19 protein-coding genes are annotated in these 23134 nt (G+C 60.7%); 8 read left to right on the forward strand and 11 right to left on the reverse strand.

Annotated elements, in window-relative coordinates; genetic code table 11:
- Positions 1 to 3 precede the first annotated feature (3 nt).
- The 4 genes from FMN63_RS28805 to FMN63_RS28820 are packed head-to-tail and all read left to right on the forward strand — an operon-like array spanning position 4 to position 4239.
- Entirely contained in the window at positions 4 to 909 is a 906-nt protein-coding gene (locus FMN63_RS28805; protein WP_148587606.1) for an ABC transporter permease, read from the forward strand.
- The gene (locus tag FMN63_RS28810) at positions 902 to 1711 is read left to right on the forward strand and encodes an ABC transporter permease (RefSeq protein ID WP_148587607.1); all 810 of its coding nucleotides are present in this window, start codon (positions 902 to 904) and stop codon (positions 1709 to 1711) included. Before FMN63_RS28805 ends, FMN63_RS28810 begins: the two co-directional genes overlap by 8 nt.
- 30 nt (positions 1712 to 1741) lie before the next feature.
- A complete protein-coding gene (locus FMN63_RS28815) occupies positions 1742 to 2773 on the forward strand; it encodes a histone deacetylase family protein (protein ID WP_148587608.1) in 1032 nt (343 codons plus the stop codon).
- A 32-nt stretch (positions 2774 to 2805) separates the two neighbouring features.
- Positions 2806 to 4239: an aldehyde dehydrogenase family protein gene (locus FMN63_RS28820; protein WP_148587609.1), complete on the forward strand. Its 1434-nt coding sequence runs from the start codon at positions 2806 to 2808 to the stop codon at positions 4237 to 4239.
- Between the two features lie 368 nt (positions 4240 to 4607).
- Here the strand turns inward: FMN63_RS28820 and FMN63_RS28830 are convergent, their stop codons facing one another.
- From FMN63_RS28830 to FMN63_RS28880, 11 genes are all read right to left on the reverse strand, one after another.
- Positions 4608 to 5093 (reverse strand): MarR family winged helix-turn-helix transcriptional regulator, encoded by a 486-nt coding sequence (locus FMN63_RS28830; RefSeq protein WP_286192793.1) that lies wholly within the window; start codon positions 5091 to 5093, stop codon positions 4608 to 4610.
- A 24-nt stretch (positions 5094 to 5117) separates the two neighbouring features.
- Positions 5118 to 5819 (reverse strand): ABC transporter ATP-binding protein, encoded by a 702-nt coding sequence (locus FMN63_RS28835; protein WP_148587611.1) that lies wholly within the window; start codon positions 5817 to 5819, stop codon positions 5118 to 5120.
- On the reverse strand, positions 5812 to 6585 hold the full coding sequence (locus FMN63_RS28840) for an ABC transporter ATP-binding protein (RefSeq protein WP_148587612.1): 774 nt from the start codon (positions 6583 to 6585) through the stop codon (positions 5812 to 5814). Before FMN63_RS28840 ends, FMN63_RS28835 begins: the two co-directional genes overlap by 8 nt.
- Positions 6582 to 8444: an ABC transporter permease gene (locus FMN63_RS28845; RefSeq protein WP_148587613.1), complete on the reverse strand. Its 1863-nt coding sequence runs from the start codon at positions 8442 to 8444 to the stop codon at positions 6582 to 6584. Before FMN63_RS28845 ends, FMN63_RS28840 begins: the two co-directional genes overlap by 4 nt.
- Before the next feature lie 97 nt (positions 8445 to 8541).
- Complete coding sequence (locus FMN63_RS28850) at positions 8542 to 9744, reverse strand: ABC transporter substrate-binding protein (protein WP_148587614.1); 1203 nt, start codon at positions 9742 to 9744, stop codon at positions 8542 to 8544.
- 99 nt (positions 9745 to 9843) lie between these two features.
- Positions 9844 to 10911: an aromatic ring-hydroxylating dioxygenase subunit alpha gene (locus tag FMN63_RS28855; RefSeq protein WP_148587615.1), complete on the reverse strand. Its 1068-nt coding sequence runs from the start codon at positions 10909 to 10911 to the stop codon at positions 9844 to 9846.
- 23 nt (positions 10912 to 10934) lie between these two features.
- Positions 10935 to 11519, reverse strand: a complete 585-nt coding sequence (locus tag FMN63_RS28860) for an amino acid synthesis family protein (RefSeq protein ID WP_148587616.1) — start codon at positions 11517 to 11519, stop codon at positions 10935 to 10937.
- A complete protein-coding gene (locus tag FMN63_RS28865; protein ID WP_148587617.1) occupies positions 11516 to 12100 on the reverse strand; it encodes an amino acid synthesis family protein in 585 nt (194 codons plus the stop codon). The genes FMN63_RS28860 and FMN63_RS28865 overlap by 4 nt, the downstream gene beginning before the upstream one ends.
- Positions 12093 to 12995, reverse strand: coding sequence for a UPF0280 family protein (locus FMN63_RS28870; protein WP_205514399.1), 903 nt, complete (start codon positions 12993 to 12995; stop codon positions 12093 to 12095). The genes FMN63_RS28865 and FMN63_RS28870 overlap by 8 nt, the downstream gene beginning before the upstream one ends.
- On the reverse strand, positions 12992 to 14449 hold the full coding sequence (locus FMN63_RS28875; protein ID WP_286192797.1) for an aminomethyltransferase family protein: 1458 nt from the start codon (positions 14447 to 14449) through the stop codon (positions 12992 to 12994). Before FMN63_RS28875 ends, FMN63_RS28870 begins: the two co-directional genes overlap by 4 nt.
- A 185-nt stretch (positions 14450 to 14634) precedes the next feature.
- Complete coding sequence (locus tag FMN63_RS28880) at positions 14635 to 15435, reverse strand: ferredoxin--NADP reductase (RefSeq protein ID WP_502706281.1); 801 nt, start codon at positions 15433 to 15435, stop codon at positions 14635 to 14637.
- 227 nt (positions 15436 to 15662) lie between these two features.
- Here FMN63_RS28880 and FMN63_RS28885 point away from each other — a divergent pair, with 227 nt between their 5' ends.
- Genes FMN63_RS28885 through FMN63_RS28900 form a run of 4 tightly spaced genes read left to right on the forward strand, consistent with a single transcriptional unit; the run spans position 15663 to position 23086 of the window.
- Complete coding sequence (locus tag FMN63_RS28885) at positions 15663 to 16505, forward strand: FAD binding domain-containing protein (RefSeq protein WP_148587619.1); 843 nt, start codon at positions 15663 to 15665, stop codon at positions 16503 to 16505.
- Positions 16506 to 16507: 2 nt separating this feature from the next.
- On the forward strand, positions 16508 to 19267 hold the full coding sequence (locus FMN63_RS28890) for a molybdopterin-dependent oxidoreductase (protein WP_148587620.1): 2760 nt from the start codon (positions 16508 to 16510) through the stop codon (positions 19265 to 19267).
- 49 nt (positions 19268 to 19316) lie between these two features.
- Entirely contained in the window at positions 19317 to 21413 is a 2097-nt protein-coding gene (locus FMN63_RS28895; RefSeq protein WP_148587621.1) for a hydantoinase/oxoprolinase family protein, read from the forward strand.
- Entirely contained in the window at positions 21410 to 23086 is a 1677-nt protein-coding gene (locus FMN63_RS28900) for a hydantoinase B/oxoprolinase family protein (RefSeq protein WP_148587622.1), read from the forward strand. Before FMN63_RS28895 ends, FMN63_RS28900 begins: the two co-directional genes overlap by 4 nt.
- Positions 23087 to 23134: the final 48 nt, after the last annotated feature.

The raw sequence follows: 23134 nt of genomic DNA on the forward strand, positions 1-23134 counted from the left end.
GCCATGGCACAGAATATCAAAGGACGCGGCGCCCCGGGGCGGAAGTGGATGCTGACCGCTCCAGCGTTGATCATCATCCTCGCCGCCGCTGCGGGACCTCTTCTTATCGTCGTCGTCTACTCTTTCCTGACACCAGGGGCATATGGCGGCGTAACCTGGGAGTTTTCCTGGGACAGCTGGGTCAAAGTTCTTTTTGAACGCGACCTGTTCGGCGATGAACTCACCCTGGCGACCGGTAATCTTACCATCTTTGCGAGGTCCATCTGGCTGGCCCTCCTGACGACAATCATCACACTATTGGCGGGATTTCCCACCGCCTATTTTATCGCCACGCGCCCGCGAACGCGCCGCGATCTGTGGCTGTTGCTGATCACAATCCCATTCTGGACCAACCTCGTGATCCGGACCTTCGCTATTCAGGACATCATCAGACAGGAAGGCCTGCTCAACACGGCCTTGATCAAGCTCGGCATCGTGTCGGAACCGCTGCAGATTTTGTATACAGACACTGCAGTCCTCATCGGCATGGTCTATGTTTACCTGCCTCTCATGGTGCTGCCTGTTTACGCCAGCCTGGAAAAGCTCGACAGACGGCTTCTGGAGGCTGCCTCCGATCTCTACGCCAGACCGCGCTCCGTTCTTTGGAACGTGATCCTGCCGTCTTCCCGATCCGGGCTGATCGCTGGAAGTACCCTTGTCTTCATCCCCGCAATCAGCACCTACGTCACACCCATCATGCTCGGTGGCGGAAAAAGGCTGATGATGGGCAACTACATCGAGCTGCTGTTCGGCCAGGGCAAGGACTGGCCCTATGGTTCGGCCGTTTCCATTGTGCTCATGACGATCGTGATGGCCGCTCTTCTGATCTATGCGCGAGCGGGCGGACCCAGGGGAGGCGCTCATGGCTAAGAAATTCTCGGTAACCCGCCAGCGCGGCTTCAACACCATCGCGCTGTTCACCTTCTTCTGCCTTTATGCGCCGTTGCTGATCCTGGTCATACTGGCATTCAATGCCGGATTGAGCTCGGCGGACTGGCAAGGTTTCTCGACCAGATGGTTCTGGAGTGCCATGGAGAACCCCCAAGTCGTCGACGCATCGATCCTGTCCCTTCAGCTGGCCTTAACAGCTGCGTTGATCTCCACGGCAGTCGCCATTCCGGCCGCGATCGCGATGACACGCACAGCCCGTTACAAGGGTTGGATGTTCCAATACGCGCTCATCAGCCTTCCCTTGATGGTGCCGGAGATCGTGACTGCGGTCGCTCTTCTGATCGTTGTCGCGGCGATCAAGTCCTGGACCGGATATATTGGTCTCGGTTACCTCATTATTGCGCATACCGCTTTCTGCATCCCGTTTGCATATCTGCCGATCAGGGCGAGGTTGGAAACGATGGACATCAATCTGGAAGCGGCTGCCAGCGATCTGTACGCCCGTCCCTTCGAAGCTTTTCTCCACATAACCCTGCCGCAGCTTCTGCCTGGCGTCCTCGCAGGGTTCATGCTGGCCTTTGTGATTTCACTCGACGATGTCGTCATCACCGAGTTCGTCAAGTCTCCGGGCCAGGATACGCTGCCGACGTACATGCTTGGCCAGCTTCGCAGAACCGTGACCCCAGAGATCAACGCGATATCAGCAATCTTCCTGCTGCTTTCGATCATGGTCGTCACCGTCTTCTTCATCCTGCAATCGAGCGGTCGCCGACAGCAGTGACACCTCCTTCCAAGGTTATTCGGTCAACACATGAAAACGATCTTTTCGGACAAGCAACTCGGACATCGTGACCATCACGAACTCTATAACGGCGAACTCGTGCCGGGGTTCGAGACGCACGCCAGGTCTGACTTCATCCTGTCGAGCATCCAACGGGCGGGCCTCGGTCAGGTCGTTGAACCAGAGGTACACGACCTCGAAACCGCCAGGCAGATCCACGCGCTCGACTATCTTGAATTTCTCTCCAAGGCCTGGGACATGTGGGAGAGGGACGGCCGCTCAGGGACGGCGCTTCCATACGCTTGGCCAAGCCGCGGACTACGTGGTCGCGTGCGGCCCACGAGCCTTGATGGCCTCCTCGGATATTACTCCTTCGATGCAAGCACCGGGTTCGTTCGCGGGACGTGGGAAGCCATCAAGGCCTCCCACGACACGGTGCTCACAGGCGCCGATTTTGTGAGTGCCAGCAACCTGGCTGCGTTCGCCCTTTGCCGGCCACCTGGACATCATGCCGGTCCAGATTTCGCAGGCGGGTACTGTTTCATCAACAACGCAGCTGTTGCTGCCCAACGGTTCCGCAACTCGGGCGCCGAACGCGTCACGGTCCTCGACATCGACTATCATCACGGCAACGGCACACAGGAAATCTTCTACGAGCGCGCTGATGTTCAGGTCGTGAACCTGCATGCCGATCCCAGCTACGAGTATCCGTTCTATATCGGTGCGGCGGAAGAAAAAGGCGCAGGGCCCGGTTTGGGCTTCAATCTCAACTATCCCATGCCCGCGGGCACGGAATGGTCAGCCTGGTCGCAAACCCTCGCGCACGCACTCAAGGAAGTTCGCTCGTTCTCGCCGGACAGGCTTGTCGTTTCCCTGGGCGTCGACACGTTCGAAGGTGATCCCATCAGCCGCTTCAAACTGCGGAAAGAGCATTTCCATCAGGCGGGGGCCCTTATCGCACAACTGGGACTGCCGACGCTTTTCGTGATGGAGGGTGGTTACGCGGTCGAGGACGTCGGCGAGAACGTGCTCGCCGTGCTTCAGGGCTTCGAGAACGCCTGAAGGCAATGTTTCAACATGGCAAAGTGGATGATATGTACACCAAGAACGACCTGAATTTCTTCATCGACGGCGCGTGGTCGCCGTCCTCGACGGACACCACCCTCGACGTCGTCGACCCCTCAACGGAAAAACCGTTCGCCAAGATCGCACTGGGAGGATTCGCAGATGTGGACCGGGCGATGAAGGCCGCGCGAGCCGCGTTTGAAACCTTTGCCTTCTCTACGAAGGAAGACCGCCTTGCTTTGCTGGAGAGAATTTGCGCCGAGTATGAGAAGCGCGCTGAAGACCTGGCGCAGGCAATCACGCGCGAGCTCGGGTGTCCGATTTCGTTCTCAAGGGACGAGCAGGTGGCCGTTGGCGTCGCACATTTGAATGCGACCATAAAGGTTCTGCGTGACATGAGCTTTGATGAGGTGCGCGGCACATCCTTGATTGCCAGGGAGCCGATCGGCGTCTGCGCGTTGATCACGCCCTGGAACTGGCCGATGAACCAGATCGTCTGCAAGGTCGCCCCGGCTCTGGCGGCTGGTTGCACTGTCGTCCTGAAACCATCGGAGATCGCTCCAATGTCTGGGATCATATTCGCGGAGATTATGGACGCAGCAGGAACGCCACCCGGTGTCTTCAATCTCATCAACGGAACCGGACCGGACGTCGGTCAACTGATGGCAGAACATCCAGATGCCGATATGGTGTCGTTCACAGGGTCCACAAGAGCGGGCGTGGCGGTGGCAAAAGCAGCCGCCGACACCGTGAAGCGGGTTGCCCAGGAACTCGGTGGCAAATCGCCGAACATCATCTTCGATGACGCCGACCTTGAAAGCTCAGTCACCATGGGCGTTCAATCATGCTTCAGCAATTCCGGACAATCATGCGACGCGCCAACCCGCATGTTCGTTCCACACGCCCAGCATGAACGCGCGCTTGAAATCGCGAAACAGGCGGCCGCCTCGTTAAAAGTCGGCGACCCTTCGGATGCATCGAATGACCTGGGGCCCGTCATCAGCCAGGTGCAGTTTGACAAGATCCAGTCCTATATCTCGATCGGCCAGAAGGAAGGCGCTGTCCTGGTGACTGGAGGGCCTGGAAGACCGGACGGGATGCAGACCGGATTTTATGTGAAGCCAACTGTATTTGGCGGCGTTACGGCGGACATGACAATTTCCCGAGACGAGATTTTCGGACCGGTGCTCGCCATCCTGCCTTACGAGACTGACGAAGAGGTCATCGCTCTGGCGAACGACAGCGTCTATGGCCTTGCCGCTTACATCCAGGCCGGTGATATGGAGCGCGCAAAACGCATGGCGCGGAAATTAAGGGCCGGATCAGTCTATATCAATTATCCCGACCACGATCCCATGGCCCCGTTCGGAGGCTATAAGCAATCCGGGAATGGACGGGAATATGCCGATTGGGGCATTCATGATTTCCTTGAGATCAAGGGCATTGTCGGATGGTGTGCGTAAGTCAAAACCGGAGCCCGACCAAAAACAGGACACAATAACCACTCTGGCGGGCAATGGTGGAGACGGTCGCCTGCTGTCTGCGGGAAGCCGGCCTCGGTCAAATCGGTCTGGCACATCTCACGCCCGAGCAAACGGCTGACTGGTTGATGAATTCGTGGAGCGGTGCGCTGACCCCGATGAAGGCAAGCCGCTCCGACGAACCCCTGGCGTTATTTATGCTCACCATTTTCAGGTCTTGAAGGAAAGAGCCATCGCTCGTCTCCCAGACACCGGAATGTCACCGACGCATCGTTGCCTCATATCGATTCATGTAAAGTTTGCGACAGAACCGGATTCTGCGCGTCAGAGAATGCTGCGACAGGCCAGGCTTATTGAAGTTTTTTCAGAATGCGAAAGAGCGACCGCTGTTCCGCCTGGGTGAGCGGTGCGACGGTTTCGGCCGAGATCTCAAGGCCTTTGGGGGCATTCAACAGAAAAAACCGAAAGCCCTCCTCAGTCAGGGAAATCAGCTGCCTGCGCTTGTCGTCCGGATCTTTGCGCCCTTGCAGGAACCCGCGCGCCGTCAGGCGGTCGACGACGCCCTTCGTCGTTGCCACGTCAAGACCGACCAGCCGGCCTAGCCTGTTCTGGGAAACAGGACCACGCTCCGACAACCGTGCCATGACCGCGAACTGGGTCGGCGTCAGATCCCGGACCTTCTCTGAAAAGATGACCGCGTTCCGCTGGTAGGCCTTGCGCAGAAGATAGCCGATCTGATCGTCCAGCACATAGCCGTGGTCCGGCACCGGCGGCGTACCGGGTTCCCGGTTTTCTTCTGACGCCTTTACCTGGGTTTCGTCGGACTTCTGGTTCACTCTGTCTCCTGTCGGCCTCAGCGGCTAAACGGAAAGGTATGCATCGCGGATCTCCGGCTGTTTTTCAAGTTCGGAAAAACTTCCGTCGAATTTCTTTTCACCGCTTTCGATGATGATGGCGCGGTCGGCGACAATCCGGGCGAAATGCAGGTTCTGTTCTGAAATAATGACGGTCAGGCCCTCTTTCTTGAACCTGAGAATTGTCTCGGCCATCTGCTCGACGATCACCGGCGCGATGCCTTCGGACGGTTCATCGAGCAACAGCAACTTGGGATTCCCCATCAGCGTGCGGGCGATGGTAAGCATCTGTTGCTCACCGCCCGACATGGCCTTGCCGCGGTTGTGACGCCGTTCGAACAAGTTGGGAAAGAGCTCGAAAAGTGCGTCGACTGTCCAGGCGGGCGCATCCGCACGGGGTGGCTGGCGTCCGACTTCCAGGTTTTCCAGGATGGTCAGGTCCGAAAAGATGCGGCGTTCCTCGGGAACATACCCAAGGCCAAGACGGGCGATCCTGTGAGAAGGCAGAGCGGTAATGTCCTGTCCGTTGAACTGAACCTTGCCGGACTTGGGGCGCACGAGCTGCATGATGGATTTCATCGTCGTGGTCTTGCCGGCACCATTGCGCCCGAGCAGCGCCACCACTTCCCCCTTGGAAACGGAAAACCCGAGATCGTTCAGAATGTGGGCCTTGCCGTAAAAGCTGTTCAGAGCGGAGATCTCAAGCACCGGTGTTCTCCTGTCCAAAAAGGGTTCCGCCGCCGAGGTAGACTTCCTGAACGTGCGCGTTGTTGCGGACCTCTGCCGCTGTCCCGTCCGCGATCAATTCTCCCCGGTTGAGGACCATGATGTGATGGGCATGGGCAAAGACGACGTCCATGTCGTGTTCGGTGAACAGCACGCTTACGCCGCGCTCCTGAACGATGTCCGCCGTCAACTGCATCAATCTGATGCGTTCCTTGGGCGCCATGCCGGCCGTCGGCTCATCCATCAGCAGCAAGGTCGGTGCGTTGGCCAAGGCAATGGCGAGTTCCAGCCGCTTGAGGTCGCCATAGGCGAGAACGGCACAGGCCCGGTCGGCCTGATCCGCCATCCCGACAATCTCCAGCAACGACAGGGCTTCCTCGCGGTAGAGCTTGTACGCATAGGAAAACACGGAGAACAGACGGCGATGATGCGACATCAGCGCCATCTGCACATTCTCCGCCACCGTCATGCTCTGATAGGTACCGGTGATCTGAAAAGTGCGGCCGACGCCGCGTCGCCAGATGTCCCGGGGAGGCCGTCCGGTTATGTTTTCCCCGTTCAGGAAAACCTGGCCGGACGAAGCAGGTAGCTGGCCCATCAGCATGTTGAAGCAGGTGGACTTTCCAGCACCATTGGGGCCGATCAGAGCTTTCAGTTCCCCGGGGGCGACTTCGAAGGACACCCCGTTCACTGCCTTGATCCCGCCGAAGGTCTTGACCAGGTTTTCGACTTTGAGAACCGCAGTCATCTCATGAACTCCTGTGTCCGGAGCAAGCCGATGCGTTCACCGACGCGGCGCAGAGTTCCCACAATTCCGTCAGGGGCAATGATCACCACACCGATAATCAGCAGTCCGAGGATCAGCCGCCAGTATTCCAGACGTGTCAGCCAGTCCTTGGCACTTTCCATGAAGGCCGCACCGACCACGCCGCCCGACAGGGTTTTGACGCCGCCCAGGAAGACGACAATGAGCGCGTCGAAGCTCTTGCCGATTTCCAGTTCGTTGGGAAAGATCGACCCTTTCGAGAAGACGAACAGCCCGCCGGCCAGACCGGCCATGGCCCCCGCCATGGCGAAGGCGGACCACTGGACCAGCTTGACATTGATGCCGGTGGCTTCCGCCTGGCGGGCGCTGTCGCGGGTCGCCCTGAGCGTGTAGCCGAAGGGCGCGTGAGCGAGCTGGCGCAACAGGATAATGCCGCCGACGCCGACGATCAGCGTGAAGTAGTAATAGGCCGTCGTACCGGACAGCCATTCGGCAGGCCAGATATTGACGAGGCCGTCATCGCCGCCGGTCACGTCGTACCACTGGAAGACCAGCGACCAGACGAGTTGGCTGAAGGCGAGGGTCAGCATGGCGAAATAGACACCGCTCAGGCGGATGCAGAACCAGCCGAAAATGAGCGCCAGCAGCCCGGCGGCAAGGGGCGCGAACAGAAAGGCCAGTTCCATCGGGGTGTCCGCATAGGTCACCAGAAGGGCCGCCGCGTAGGCCCCGCCACCGAAGTAGGCGGCATGGCCGAAGCTCACCAGACCGCCCGTGCTCAGCATGAATTGCAGGGAGGCGGCAAACAGGCAGAAAATAACAATATCGGTGATCAGAACCTGCGTGAAATTTTCACCTACGAGGGGAACGAGCGCAAGAGCGGCGATCAGAGCCGCCACGAACAGGCGTCCCTTTGTGCCCGCCGGACGGATTGGCCGGTCCGGTTCGCCGACCTGGCCATGTTCGCCCGCCTTTTCCTCCCGCCCGAAAAGTCCGTAAGGACGGATCAGCAGGACGACGGCCATGACAACATACATCAGCACCAATGTGCTTTGAGGGATGTAGGAGACGCCGAAGACATTAAGCACCGATATGAGTACGGACGCCACGAAAGCTCCCGGGATGGACCCCATTCCGCCGATAACCACAACAACGAAAACGGCGGAGATGATGTTCAGATCCATCAGCAGATCGGCGCCGCCCTTCGGCAGTTGAAGAGCCCCACCAAGACCGGCCAGCGCCGATCCGAGAAAAAACACACCTGTAAACAGCCAGGACTGGTTGACCCCAAGGGCACCGACCATTTCCCTGTCCTGTGTCGCGGCGCGCACGAGCACACCGACGCGTGTCCTGGCAATCAGCCACCAGAGCGCCAGCAGGATGAAGGGGGTGATCGCGATGAGCGCCAGATCATATTGCGGCACCGGCTCGCCCAGAATACGGACAACGGATTTCAGCCCCGGAGCGCGCGGCCCGAGCCGATCCTCCGCACCCCAGACCATGAGTGTGAGGTCCTGAATGACCAGGATGACACCGAAGGTGGCGACGAGCTGGAAAAGCTCGGGAGCGCGATAGACCGGCCGCAGAACACAGACCTCGATGGCGATGCCGATTACCCCGACGATCAGTCCGGACAACAGGATCGAGGTCCAGAATCCGAAGACCCCCGGCAGGGTATTCATCAGCGTGACGCCAAAATAGGCCCCCAGCATGTAGAGCGACCCATGTGCGAAGTTCACGATACGCGTGACGCCGAATATCAGCGACAGACCGGAGGCGACGAGAAACAGCGCCGCTGCGTTTGCAAGCCCCGTGAGGAGCTGTGCCACAAAGAGACCCATGGCGATTTATCTATCCGAAACGAGATGAGAAGTCCGCGGCCGCCGCGCAGGAGGAAGTAACGCGCGGCGGCGCAGTGGCGGAATGGACCGGAAAGGCTTATTCCGCCGGACGCTTTGCCTTGATGTCGTCGTCGCTCGGCATGTAGGCGACCGGGTTCTTGTATTCCCAGTCCACCATCACGCCCTTGCCGTCCTTGACGGCGGTGGTGCCGACATAGGCGCCCATCGTGGACTGGTTGTCGATGTCGCGATAGACGATCTCACCCATGGGCGTTTCGACTTTCAGGTCCTTGAAGGCAGCAAGAAGCGCGTCCGTGTCCGTCGATCCCGCCTTCTCGATCAGGGCGGCGATGCTCTCCACGGTCATGTAGCCGACGAGGGAACCGATCTTCGGTGTTTCACCCGGGTAGGCGGCGATATAGGCATCGACGAAGTCCTTGGCCGGGCCGTCCTTGACGTCATACCAGGGATAGCCGGTAACAAACCAACCTTCCGGCGCCTCGTCGGCGAGCGGCTCCAGATATTCGGGTTCGCCGGTAAGAAGGCCATAGACGTTCCGGCCGTCAAACAGACCGCGGGTCGTGCCTTCGCGGACGAATTTCTGCAAGTCGGTCCCGAAGGTCACGTTGAAGATGGCGTCCGGTTTGGCCGCTTCGATCGCCTGGACTTCTGCCCCGGCATCGATCTTGAAAAGTGCCGGCCACTGTTCGGTGACGAATTCCACTTCCGGCTTGAGCTTCTTCAGGTTTTCCTTGAAGGCCTCAACGGCGGCTGTGCCGTAGGCGTAGTTCGGCGCGATGGTGGCGTAGCGGACCGCATCGGTTTTGGCAGCCTCTTCCGCCAGCATCGCGGCCTGCACGAAAGTCGAGGTTCTCAGGCGGAACGTGTAAGGGTTGCCGGACTCCCAGACCAGGGCATCGGCCAGCGGCTCGGCTGCCAGATAAATGTACTTCTTCTCGCCGGCCAGCGAGGAAATGGCGAGGCCGACATTGGAGAGGATCGTGCCGGTCAGCATGACCGCGCCGTCCCGCGTCATCAGTTCTTCTGCGATTTTCACCGCATCGCCGGGCTTGCCGTTGTCGTCGCGGAAGATAAATTCCAATGGTCGGCCCAGAACACCACCGGCCTCATTGACTTCGTCTAGCGCCAGTTCGACACCCTTCTTGTAGGGTTCAGCGAAAGCCGCCAGGCGTTTATAGTGGTTGATCTCGCCGATCTTGATGCTGTCGGCGGCAAGAGCTGCGCCAGTGACAGTCAAAAGAGCGGCAGCTGCGGCCACCACTGTCTTTATCTGTTTCATGTTGTCCCTCATTCTGGTCAATGATTACGGCAGCCTTGTCAGCTGCTCTTTATCGGTATTCCGCGAAAACCCGGCCGGTTCATCCGGCTTCTGGTCAGGTCAGTCGTGATAGACGAACGCCGGGGTCGGACTGGACGCCAGGTCCTGAGTCCGTTCCCGTTCGATCATTTCGTTTATGCGCTTGCGATACACCATCGGTCCCTTGTCGATGGCGATACGGATCGGCCTGCGCTTGGACGGCCGGTCTTCCTCACGCTGTATCGCTTCCAGTACGTCCTTGTCCTCCTGGAAGGCGATGCGAAACATGGCATCCATGCTCTCAGAGGCGGTTTCATCGTCGATCGCCGTGTTGCGGATATGCATCCAGCGGTCGATCGAATAGCTCTCTGTGACCGGCGTGATGAAATGCAGTGCGAAGATACGGTTGCCGTCGTTGCGGTCTTCCTCGGCGATATTGTCCTTCGCCGGGGCGCAGCCGAAATCGATCACGGCGGTGCAGGGCGTGTGGAGATAGTAGTAGTGCCAGCGGTCGACGTTCTCGGTGAACCGGCCGAAGGTCTTGAAGAAACCGATCGGCTCGGAGTCCCTGATCCAGCGCCAGGCGACAATGGCCTTGCCCTCGGTGGAGACATGAACAGGCACGTTTTCCGAAGACGCATTTCCGAGCGTTGTCGGATGAACGAAGCTGACGTGGGCGGGGTCGACGAGGTTTTCCGCGACATTGAGGTAGTTGGACTGAAGATGAAGTGCATCGCCCTGATGCACCGCCCAAGCCGGATCATCGAATTCGGGCATGTCGAAGATCTCGTCCGGATCGGCCTTGTCCCTGTCACCCATCCAGATCCAGACGATGTCATAGCGCTCATGGACGGGAAAGGCCTCGACATAGGCGGAGGCGGGGAGGTTGCTCTGACCCGGAATGCGCACGCATTTGCCGCTACAATCGAAGGTCATGCCGTGATAGCCGCACTGGATGTCGTCGCCGATCCGCTTGCCGCGGGAAAGCGGAAGCAGCCGGTGCGGACAGCGGTCCTCGAGGGCGGCGACGGAACCATCGGACGTGCGATACATCACGATGTGCTCACCAAGGATCGTGAAGCGGCGCAGTTCCTCGTCGATTTCCGAGGACCATCCGGCGACATACCAGGCGTTTCGTACGAATTCCATGGCTCTCCCTCTTCAAAAGATGGCTATCTCAAACCATCAGCTCCTGTTGCGTCTTCATGCTTTAGTCCGCCCACGCGTGGCAGCGGTCGGCCCGTCGGTGCCAGGGCAATGGCCACCAGAATTTCTCCGGCTCTCGGCGCGTCATTCACCCGAATAGGCATTCCATCGAAGTGGGACCGCACGTAAGCGGCGTCCTTGTGCCCGAGCGGGACATCCAGCGTGTCACCCGGGCCACCCATCTTTTTAGAGGAGGGCACCAGCGCCTTGCCACCCCCCAGAACATCCCTGAGCGGAGCGCCGAGGCGCGGATGCAACAGGGCGGCGGCATGTTCGATCTCGCCGGCTTCGCCGACCATGGCGGCCTTGCCGAAGCTTTGAATTTCCTCCGGCCGAAGCCCGCTCAGATCCAGGCAGCGCCGCGCCAGAAGATCTCCCATCTGGGCGCCGATATCCATCAGCTCCGACAGGTCTTCGACATAGGTTCCGGCGTAGGGATTGGCGATGACGGCGGCGCAGCAAATCCGGACCGCAGGCGGCGAGACCGGCCTGCCGGCTTCCCGCTGAACGGTTTCCATGAAGGTCAGGATTTTGCGGACGCGCGCGGTCATCTGAGGCCGTCTTCTCCCTTGATTTCGGACGCTTTCAGCCCGCCGACACGTGCGTGGATGCGCGGCCCGGTGGTCATGACCAGCACGAGCAGGATTTCATCCGCCTTGGGTCCGTCGGCAAGCCCCACTTCCATCGCGTCGAAGTGGGAGCGCACATAGGAGGCGTTGCAATGGGTAATCGGAACATCCAGCCGGGTACCCGGTCCACCGAGTTTCTTGGTGGACGGCACAATGGCATTAGAAGACGGCAGGATTTCCCGCATGGAATAGCCGCCGGGCACATGCCACAGGGCTCCGTGTTCCAGTTCGCCCGCAGTGCCGACGATCGCGCCCTTGCCGTAGCCCTCGACGACCCCCGCATCGCCGCCGAGGATATCGACCAGTTTCCTGGCCATATCGACGCCGAGCGGCTTGAGGTCATCCATGAAACCGGCAATGTCCTCGACATAGGCGCCTGCAAAGGGGTTCTTGATGACGCAGAGCATGGCTGCACGCTTCAGTGGAGTTTCCGCCGCCGGTCCGCCTTCGTGGAAAATTTCTTCAAGAATGATTGCGGTTTTGCGCAGGATCGGTTCAGGCACAGACAGCCTCCCTCATATTTCTTATTTCGTATTGGTGAACGCCGGCTCCGGGTGTCGCGGCAACGGTACACCGTTCCCCGGCAAGCGCCAGATAGGCTGCACTGAAAAGGCCGCCTGCCAGATAGCTGTGCGCGGCTTTTACGCCGCCCTCCAGCGCAATCTGAATTTCGTCCGGTGACAACGGACCGACGCCTGTGGTCACGGCAAGATCGCCAAGATCGCTGTCGGGAGAAAGACGGGAGGCGGCTTCGCGCTCGATCTTGACGTTACCGGGAAGATCGACCCTGTTGGCGATCATGGTGGCGGCGGCATCAGCCTCAGCCGCCGTTTTCGCCAGCACGGTCACTGCGTCTGCAATGCCCAGGGAATGGGACCGTCCGCGCCATCCGCTCGTGGCGATCCCGCCGATCCCGTCCTCCGGGCGAAGGTGGACGACACCGCCAGAGACCCCGGTTACCGGATCGTCGCAGATGCCGATCCGGAAGGAGCCCTCGGCCAGATGCAGGGCAATGTCGCCGCCGTTGTTGACATAGGCGCGCCCAAGAGAGCGCCCCTTGAGCAATTCCTTGAGGATATGATCGGCAACGCTGCCGGCGACCGCTGCCATAGGCGTGATGAAGTCCGGGGCGTAGGCGGAGGTTGCCGCCCACATGGCCCTTGCAATCCGCCCCTTCGGCGCTGGCCCGTCCGGCGACCGCAATCGGGATATCTCACCCACCAGGTCCTGCAGGACGGTTTCAAATGCCGCCCGGGCACGGCGATAGGCTTCAGCAACCTCGCCGGGCTCTCCGCAGGCTTCCACGACCAGATCGATCGGGCCGTGCTGCAGGTGCAGCCGGCGTGCATCCGGAAGCAGGTGCGCCGTGGCGGTTTCCAGCTGAATCGCCCTTGTCATCCGCCCCCCCGTTTCCAGGGGTAGTTCCCCGAGCCCGTCGGCCAGGGATTGTCACCGGCTGGCGACACACCGCGCCGGCCTTTCAGAATGTGGTCGTTCTGCCGCCCGGTCTTGCCGGTGAGGGCTTCGGAAAGCGGCATGACAAAGTCCATGTGGCCACCGAGCGCGCGGTAGTCGTCAGCCCGCATGGTGAACTCGATAGGGGCAACCAGGGCAGGGGTGGGCACATAGCCGAAGGCATTTTTCGGCATGCGGGTGACATCTGCCATGAAGGTGATGCCGCCGCCCGGCCAGATATAGACCGGCGCGCCACCACAACTGACATAAGTGAGCGAATTCTGGACCGAGCGGGTCAGGCCGACCGGATGCTCGGTCACGCCCGAACGCAGAGATCCACCGGCCCCCGCCATGAATAGGACCGACGTCAGTGCCGGTTCGCAGTTCTCCTCGATCCGCTTGACCGAAGGCTGCAGACGCTCGGGCATCTCCTTCTGGACCGGAACCAGGTCTTCATCCAGTTCGTAGTAGGCGGAGTGTTCGCCGGTGGTGGAAACCATCAGGAGCGACAGGCCGGGCCTTGCAGACTTCGGGTCGAACTTGTCGATGATCGCAAGAGGATCCTGCAGGTTGGTTCCACCCCAGCCGGTGCCGGGTTCCGCAACCTGGAAATAACGTCCGGGTGTGGAGCGTCGGCCCTTGATCTTAAGGCCCGTCGACTGCCAGCCGATAACCTTGCCTGCCTGGTGCTCCGACATCACGCCGGTGATGTGGTCGTCGACAACAACCACTTCGTCGACCAGACCTTTCCACTGGGCGGCGAACATGCCAACGGTGGCCGAGCCGCAGCCGACGCGCATGCGCTCCTCGAGCTGGCCATTAATGACTGGCGGCTTGCCCGCCTGAACCCGCAGCTCCGTGCCGCCATCGATCTCCAGACCGACTTCCTCGCCGTTGCACAGCGCCAGCATCGTGGAGCAGGTAAGGCGGCCTTCCTTCTTGGAGCCGCCGGTCAGGTGGTGGACACCACCGAGGGAAAGCATCTGGCTGCCGTACTCGGACGTGGTCACATGGCCGACAACTTCGCCGTCCGCCCTGACAGGGGCGCATTCCGTGCCCAGATGCCGGTCCGTATCGATTTTCAGTTTGACGCCGCAGTAGCTGAAAATGCCCTCGGTCACCACGGTGATCATGTCCACGTCGTCAACTTCGGAAGAGACGATGAAGGGGGCGGGCTTGTAGTCCGGATAGGTGGTGCCGGCCCCGATGGCAGTGACGAAATTGTTCTTCGGCGGCAGTATGTCGCCATCCCATTCCTTCTCCAGGAAGGGCACGATCTCGCCACCGGCGGCTTCCGCCTTTTCCAGAATCGTCAGCGGATCGAGGCGGACAAGCTGGCCGTTGTCATTGGCATAGCGGTCACAGGCTCCCGCCCGGCCTTCGGCGATGTAACACATGACCGGACACGCATCACAGCGGATCTTTTCAGGTTTGCCATCGGCGACAGTCAACGTTGTGACTCCTTAAATGCCACGCTGCATTTGTTAGTATGCAAACATGTTTTCAAAAATGGTGTCAATGCGAATTGCACATTGCCTGCGATGATATGCTGAGCAGCCATGCTGCAAAATCCATCAATTCGTCAGTCGACGAAGGCACGTTCCACCACGAACTGCGCGGGCTTGTTGTTCGCCCCTTCCTCCAGCCCATGGCTGAGGCACAGGTCTTTGGTGTCCTTCAGCATGGCCATGGAGCCGCAGATCATGGCGCGGTCTTCTTCCGGCCCCATGCGTGGCAGGCCAAGGTCGGCAAAAAGCTTGCCGGAAGTGATCAGGTCCGTGATCCTGCCCTGACGGGCAAAGTCTTCCCGAGTCACGGTGGTGTAGTGGATCAGCTTGTCCCGCACGAGATCGCCGACCAGCGGATCCTCGCGCAGGCCGGCGACAAGGTCTTCGCCATATTTCAGTTCGGCGATCGTGCGGCAGCCATGGGTGAGCACGACCTGATCGAACTTGTCGTAAGTCTCCGGATCCCTGATCAGGCTGGCAAAGGGGGCGATGCCGGTTCCGGTTGAGAACATCCAGACCCGCTTTCCCGGCAACAGCGCATCGTTGACAAGCGTTCCTGTCGACTTCTTGCGCATAAGCACCGTGTCGCCGGGGCGGATTTTCTGCAAATGTTCGGTCAGGGGGCCATCCGGCACTTTAATGGAAAAGAATTCCAATTCCTCGTCCCAGGAAGGGCTGGCGACGGAATAGGCTCTGAACACCGGTTTTTCGGCATTCGGCAAGCCGATCATGACGAATTCGCCGGACCGGAAGCGGAACTGCTTCGGACGTGTCACCCTGAACCGAAACAGACTGTCCGTGTAATGCTGCACGTCCCGGACTGTGAGGGCGTAACAACCGGCAGGCACGGGAAATGGCGAAGGGTTTCCGGCCAGAATGGGGGTTACAATGTCGAGGGCTTCGGACACGGGTGCGGTCTCCTGACTATTGGAACGCTGGAAAGCGGCTTCTTTATTGTTAGTATACAAACAAACTTTTCAAAGAAAGCAAACAAAAAATGCGTGTTCAGAATTTAATCAGAATTCCGCATCAGTTTGCTTGACAGTGTTCTTCGTTGCAGATCTAATTCGTTTGTATGCTAATGAAATGCATTGAGGACGCGATGCAATTCCATAGACCCGAGACACTCGAAGCCGCCTTGCATTTGTTGTCCGAAGAACCGGTCAGGTTGCTGGCTGGAGGAACGGATTTCTTTCCGGCCCTCGCGGGAAAGACGACGGCGGAACCGGTCGTCGACCTGTGCCGGATCAAGTCTCTCAACGGCATATCAAGATCAGACGGCGCCTGGCGTTTCGGCGCAACGACAAGCTGGTCGGACATCCGCGACGCAGACCTGCCGGCACAGTTCCTTGCCCTGCAGCAGGCCGCGCGGGAGGTGGGGTCCATCCAGATACAGAATGCCGGCACGATCGCGGGCAATCTCTGCAATGCCTCCCCGGCGGCCGACGGCGTACCGCCGCTTCTGGCGCTCGATGCCGACGTCGAGATCGCCGGGCCGGCAGGTGTCCGGCGCGTGCCGCTTGAACGCTTCATCACGGGCGTGCGCCGCACCGTTCTACAGCCCGGTGAAATCGTCACCGCCGTTCTCGTTCCTGAAAAAACGGGGACCCACTCCGCTTTCCTGAAACTTGGTGCCCGGCGCTATCTGGTCATTTCGATTGCCATGGTGGCGGTCGCGCTGGACTGTGCGGACGACGGAAAGATTTCGGAAATTTCAGTTGCCGTCGGATCGTGCTCTCAGGTCGCCCGGCGCCTGCCGTCCGTGGAAGCGGCATTGGCAGGTACACCGGCAGAGCCGACAGAGGTAAAGGCGTGCCTGAAGGACGTCGACCTCGCACCGCTTGCCCCGATAGACGATGTACGGGCTCCGGCGGACTACCGGCTGATCGCTGTTCGTGAATTGATCGGGCGCGCTGTTCTTATGGCGGCGCAGGAGGGGAGATAAGCATGGCTCTGACTGAGTTCGACGAGCTGCAAGGCGTCACTTTCCAACTGAACGGGCACGCGGTTCGCATTGACGGTCCTCCCGCCGAACGGCTCTCCTATGCTCTGCGGGAAAGGGCCCATGCCAAAGACGTCAAGGTCGGCTGTGATGCAGGTGACTGCGGCGCCTGCACCGTACTGATCGACGGAAATCCCGTCTGTGCCTGTACCACTGCACTCGGTCAGGTCGACGGGGCAACGGTCGAGACCCAGGCGGGACTGGTTGCAAACGACGAGACCGGAAAAGCCCTTGCCGCCGCCTTTCAGCGCCATCAGGCCGCGCAATGCGGCATCTGCACGCCCGGCATGATGGTCTCCGCCATCGGGTTGCTTCGCCGGCAGCAGACGCCGACGGAAGAAGCCGTCAAGGATGCGCTCGGCGGCGTTCTTTGTCGCTGCACAGGCTATCGCAAGATCATTGACGCGGTGCTTGATGCCGGCAATTCGGTCGAAGCGCCTGTCGGCGGTGTCGGCACGCCGATGGCCCGGGTCGACGGATTGCCGAAAGTCACGGGCACCGAGAAGTTTGGCGATGATGTCGCCCCGGCAGATACGCTCACCCTGCGCGTGGTGCGTTCGCCTTATCACCACGCCACCTTCGAACTGGGAGACATTGAGGCCTACAGGGCCAATACCGGTGTCGATCTCGTCCTGACGGCCAGGGATGTGCCGGGCACGAACTGCTTCGGCGTGATCCCGGGCTTCGAGGACCAGCCCATGTTCGCCGAGACGGAAACGCGCTTCAAGGGTGAAGCCGTCGCGGCAATCGTCGGGCCGGCCGATCTTGTCAACGGCCTCGACCTGACAGCCTTTCCCGTCAAATTCACGCCGCTCTCCCATGCGCTGGTTCCGGAGGAAGCTGCCGGGATTGCGGATCTCCACGAAGGTCGCGCGCAAAACGTCATGTGCCGCGGTTTTGTCAAACGCGGGGATCCCGGGCCCGCCCTGGCCACTGCCGCCGTCGTGGCGGAAGGGTCGTTTTCAACCGGGTTTATCGAACACGGCTACATCGAGCCGGAAGCGGCCTTCGCCCGCCGCACCGGAGACCGGATCGAGGTGCATTGCTGCACCCAAGCCCCGGTCATGAACAAGGAAGGGCTGGCAATTCTCCTCGGGCTGCCTCCGAATGCGGTGCGTGTCATACCGACAGCGGTCGGCGGCGGCTTCGGCTCCAAGCTCGATCTGACGGCCCAGCCCTTTGTCGCTCTGGCTGCCTGGCTGCTGGACAGGCCGGTGCGCGTCACCTACAGCCGCTCGGAATCCATTGCCACATCCACCAAGCGCCACCCATCCGAAATCACCATGCGGGTTGGAGCGGACGCAGACGGAAACATCGTTGCCGCCGAATTCGACGGCGTCTTCAACACGGGGGCCTATGCGAGCTGGGGTCCGACCGTTGCCAACCGAGTGCCCATCCACGCGTCGGGTCCCTACAAGACACCGAATTATGTCGCCCGCAGTGCCGGAATTCATACCAACACTGCCCCATCCGGAGCCTTCCGGGGCTTTGGCGTGCCGCAATCCGCGCTGGCCCAGGAGCCGCTCTATGACGACCTCGCCAATGCGCTCGGCATCGATCGGCTCGAGTTCCGCCGGAAGAACGCTCTGCGCAACGGCGATCCGACGGTCACGGGACAGGTGTTCGAAACCGGAATGGGCATCGGCGACTGTCTCGATGCGCTCAAAACGCACTGGGATCGAGCGCTCGCGGAGGCAAACGAGGTCAATGCCAAGGGCGGACCCAGGCGCCGCGGTGTCGGCATTGCCGGTGGGTGGTACGGCTGCGGCAACACTTCAATGTCGAACCCTTCCACGATCCGCGCCGGCGTGACGGCTGCCGGTGAAGTCGTTCTTCATCAGGGCGCAACCGATATCGGTCAGGGCTCCAACACCGTGATCACGCAGATTTTTGCGACGGCGCTTGGCGTTCCCGTTCCGCAGATCCGGATTGTGGGACCGGACACCGATCTGACCCCTGATGCCGGCAAGACCTCGGCGAGCCGCCAGACATTCATCACCGGCAATGCCGCCCGCCTCTGCGGCGAAGCGTTGCGTGCGCGGATCCTGCGACTTGCCAATGTTTCCGACGCCGCCGAACTTGAGTTCGGCACGGGCGAAATCCGCGTGAGCGACGCCGCTGGTGAACGCCGGATTTCCCTGCCCATGCTGGAACCCGATAACGGGGACTATGTGCTGGAAGCCGTGGAATCCTACGATCCCCCCACCTTGCCGCTTGATGAAAACGGGCAGGGTTCTCCCTATGCGGTGTTCGGCACGACAGCGCAGATGGTGGAGCTGGAGGTGGATCTTGCATTAGGCACGGTCAATCTCCTGAAAATCACCGCGGCCCATGATCTCGGCAAGGCCATCAACCCGTTGCTCGTGGAAGGCCAGGTTCAGGGCGGTGTTGCCCAGGGCATCGGACTGGCCCTGATGGAAGAATTCCTTCCGGGCCGCACGGAAAACCTCCACGACTACCTGATCCCGACCATCGGAGACGTCCCCCCGATCGAGACGCTTATTCTGGAAACCGGAGACGAACACGGACCCTATGGCGCAAAGGGCCTGGGCGAGCATTGCCTGATCCCGACGGCTCCGGCGATCCTCAACGCGATCAAGGACGCCTGCGGCGCACGGGTTTCTCATCTGCCCGCGACGCCGGACAAGGTCCTGGCCGCTATCCGGTCCCAAACAGCACCCGACAAAGTTAAGGCCGACACTTGACCGCTCTCCGTAACGTCCCTGCCAATCTCTCTATTGGATAGAAATTTCCATGAGCCTGTCCCCGTCAATCGCTCCAGCTCCCGACACACCGGAAAACGTGGAAGCATCGAATGTCGCCGGCATCGATGTGGGCGGAACCTTCACCGATCTTGTCCTATACGACTCCCGCTCCAGGACGGTCCGGCTCGCCAAGACACCGACCACGCTGGACAATCAGGCCTATGGTGTCCTCAAGGCGCTCGAACTGGCGGAGACGGACCTGCGAACGCTGGACCTGATCGTGCACGGCACAACGACCACCACCAATGCCGTGCTGGAACGCACCCTGTGCAAGACAGGCATGATCACCACGGAAGGTTTTCGGGACGTGCTTGAACTGGGCCGCAGGACCCGACCAAATCCCTACGGAATGAAAGGCGAGTTCAAGCCGGTGATCCCGCGCGATCTTCGCCTTGAAGTTCCAGAACGTCTCTACGCGGACGGTACTGTCCGCCTCGCCCTGGACGAAGCGGCTTTCCGGGACGCCGTGAAGCGTCTCCTGGACGAAGGCTGCGAAGCGCTCGTCATTCATTTTCTGCATTCCTACGCCAACCCGGCACACGAACAGCGGGCAGGGGAGATTGCCGCTGAATTCTGGCCAAACGACAATATCACGTTGGGGCATTCCCTCCTGTCCGAAAGCCGCGAGTTCGAACGCGGCGTGACGGCCGCGATCAACGCCTCCGTCCAGCCGCTGCTGCGCCGCTATGTCGACCGGCTGGCAGATCAGCTATCGGAAAAAGGCTATCGCCACGATGTCTTGGTGATGAACGGCAATGGCGGCATGGTGTCGGCCCGGCGCGTGGCGATGGAAGCAGCCAAGACCGTCATGTCAGGGCCGGCCTCTGGGGTCATGGCCGCCGCCTACACCGGCCGGCGGGCCGGAATCCCGAACCTTCTGACCTACGACATGGGCGGCACCTCGACCGATGTTGCACTGATCCGCAATGCCGAACCGGCTGTCTCGAACGAGATTGAAATCGAATATGCCATGCCGATCCATGTGCCCATGGTCGACGTGCGCACGGTTGGCGCCGGTGGCGGGTCCATTGCCCGGATCACCGAAGCGGGCCTCCTCCAGGTCGGACCGGAAAGCGCCGGGTCCACACCGGGTCCGATCTGTTACGGGCGGGGCGGCGAAGACCCGACGATCTCCGATGCCAATCTTCTGCTCGGGCGGATGAACCCGGAAAAGCTCAACTCGGTTTCCGGCACGGTCGTCCTTGCCGATATCGAGGCCATCTTTGCCGAAAAGCTCGGACAACCACTCGGTCTCGGCGCGCGCGAAGCTGCCGCCGCCGTTCTGCGTATCGCCAACACCCGCATGGCGGATGCTGTGCGCATGGTGTCGGTGAGCCTCGGAGAAGACCCACGCGACTACGCGCTGTTTGCCTTCGGGGGTGCCGGTCCTCTGCACGCGACTGCAATCGCGCGCGAGCTTGGTGTTCCGCGCGTGCTCGTCCCCTCCCGTCCGGGCATCACGAATGCTCTCGGCTGTGTCGTGGCGGATCTGCGTCATGACTTTGTGAACACGGTCAACAAACCGCTGGCCGAGCTGGACATCGGCGCGGTGCATGCGCTTTTCGACCAGCAGGCGGCGGAAGGCCGCGCCCTGATCGAAAAGGAAAAGGTCGAGATCGAGGAGCTGCGGGAAATCTACTCCGTCGACATGCAGTTCATCGGCCAGACCCATTTGCTGCGCGTCCCGCTCTCCGGGCCCCGGCCGACGCTCGAGGAGCTGCAGAAACTGTTCGAAGAAGCCTATTTCAACCGCTTCCGGGTGGAACTGCCGGAGATCAAGGCAAGCCTCGTCAACGTCAATTGCTCGGTTATCGGACGGCGCGCCGAAATCGACCTCTCGCTGCTGATCGACCCAGCCGCGCGCAAGAACAGGCTTGAAGAGGCCCTGACCGGCCATCGTCAGGTCTGGTTCAACGGGCCGGTCGAGACGCCCATCTACTGGCGCGACCATCTCCCGCTTGCTGCTAAAATCCAGGGGCCTGCCATCGTGGAGCAGATGGACACAACCATCGTCATCGATCCGGGTGACAAGGCGGTCCAGGACGCCGACGGCAACATCATCATCGAACTGGGAGCAGGGGCATGACCATCGATCCGATAACTCTCAGCGTCATCCAGTCCGGTCTGCAGCAGGTCTGCGACGAGATGGACCTGAGTTTTTCCCGCGCAGCCTTTTCCCCGGTGATTGCCGAGGCCAATGACCGCTCCGACGGCATCTATTCGGCCGAAGACGGATCGCTGATTTCGCAAGGGGCGGGCGGTCTGCCGGTCTTTGTCGGCACCATGCAGTATTCAACCCGAACGCTGATAGAAATGATCGGGGACGGACGGGTGCCGGCACCAGAGCCCGGGGACATCTACATCGTCAACGACCCCTATCTCGGCGGAACCCATCTGATGGATGTGCGTTTCGCCATGCCGTTCTACCGCGATGGCGAAATCTTCTGCTGGCTGTCCAACACCGGCCACTGGCCCGACACTGGCGGCGCCGTGCCCGGCGGGTTCTCGGCCTCCGCGACTTCTGTCGAGCAGGAAGGCCTGAGACTGCCACCCGTTCGTCTCTTCAAAAAGGGCAAACTGGATGGGGAAATCTATTCCATCATCTGCTCGAACATTCGGGTATCCGAACAGCGTATCGGCGACGTGAAGGCACAGGCGGCGGCCCTACTTGTCGGCGAAGAACGGCTCAATCGGATCCTCGACCGCTATGGCGACGGTGTCGTGAAGGAGGCCATTGCCGAGTTGCGCCAGCGGGCGGCAGACCAGATGCGGGCCAATGTCCGCCTCATTCCGGACGGGACCTACACCTCCATCGCCTATGTGGACAGTGACGGGGTAGTCAACGAACCGCTCGAGATCAGGCTGGCGATCACCGCGCAGGACGGTGAACTGACGTTCGATTTTACCGGATCTTCCAAGCCCTGCATGGGGCCGATGAATTCGGTTCTCGCGACAACACTCTCCTCGGTCTATCTCGCCATGCGTCACATCTTCCCGGACGTGCCGATCAGCGCCGGGGCCTTCGAGCCGCTGAAAGTCCTCCGGCCGGAAGGTACTTTTCTGGATGCGCAATATCCGCGGCCGGTGTCCGGCTGCGCCGCTGAAGTCAGTCAGCGCATTGCGGAAGCAGTCTTCGCCGCCCTTGTCGAGGCCCTGCCGGACCGCGTCACGGCAGCGCCGGCCGGCAGCTCCGGCAACTTCGCCCTCGGAGGTTTCGACCCGGCGCACAATCGCAGCTTTGTCATGTACCAGATTTCCGGCGGCGGATATGGCGGCAACTCCGATCACGACGGCCTGTCAAACGGCTGTTCCACCATCGGGATTTCAAAAGCGCCACCGGTGGAGATCATGGAGCAGCAGTTTCCCGTGCTCTATCACCGCTATGCGCTTCGCGAAGGATCCGGTGGGGCGGGCAAGCACCGTGGCGGTTTCGGCCTCGACTACGAGATCGAACTCCTGCGTGGACACGCGACGGCAAGCTTCGTGATGGATCACGGCCGTTTCGGGCCGCAAGGCGCCCTGGGCGGTAAGGACGGAAAACCGAATTCCGTCACCGTCTGGCAAGACGGCAAGGCCATGGTGCCGGAGCATCTCTCCAAGGCTCAGGACATCCCACTGACCCCAGGAGACCGAGTGCGTGTCGGAACACCGGGCGGCGGCGGCTATGGCGACCCCGACCACCGTGATCCCGCGCTCGTCGCCGAAGACGTCAGGCTCGGTCGCTACACCAGCGAAGAGGCAAAATCCCTGTTCGGCTAGGCCCTGATGATGCAGAGGCCCACCGCTGGCTTTGATGTGCGAAGGTGG

Origin of the sequence: Stappia sp. BW2, from assembly GCF_008107695.1 — a bacterium.
GTDB lineage: Bacteria > Pseudomonadota > Alphaproteobacteria > Rhizobiales > Stappiaceae > Roseibium.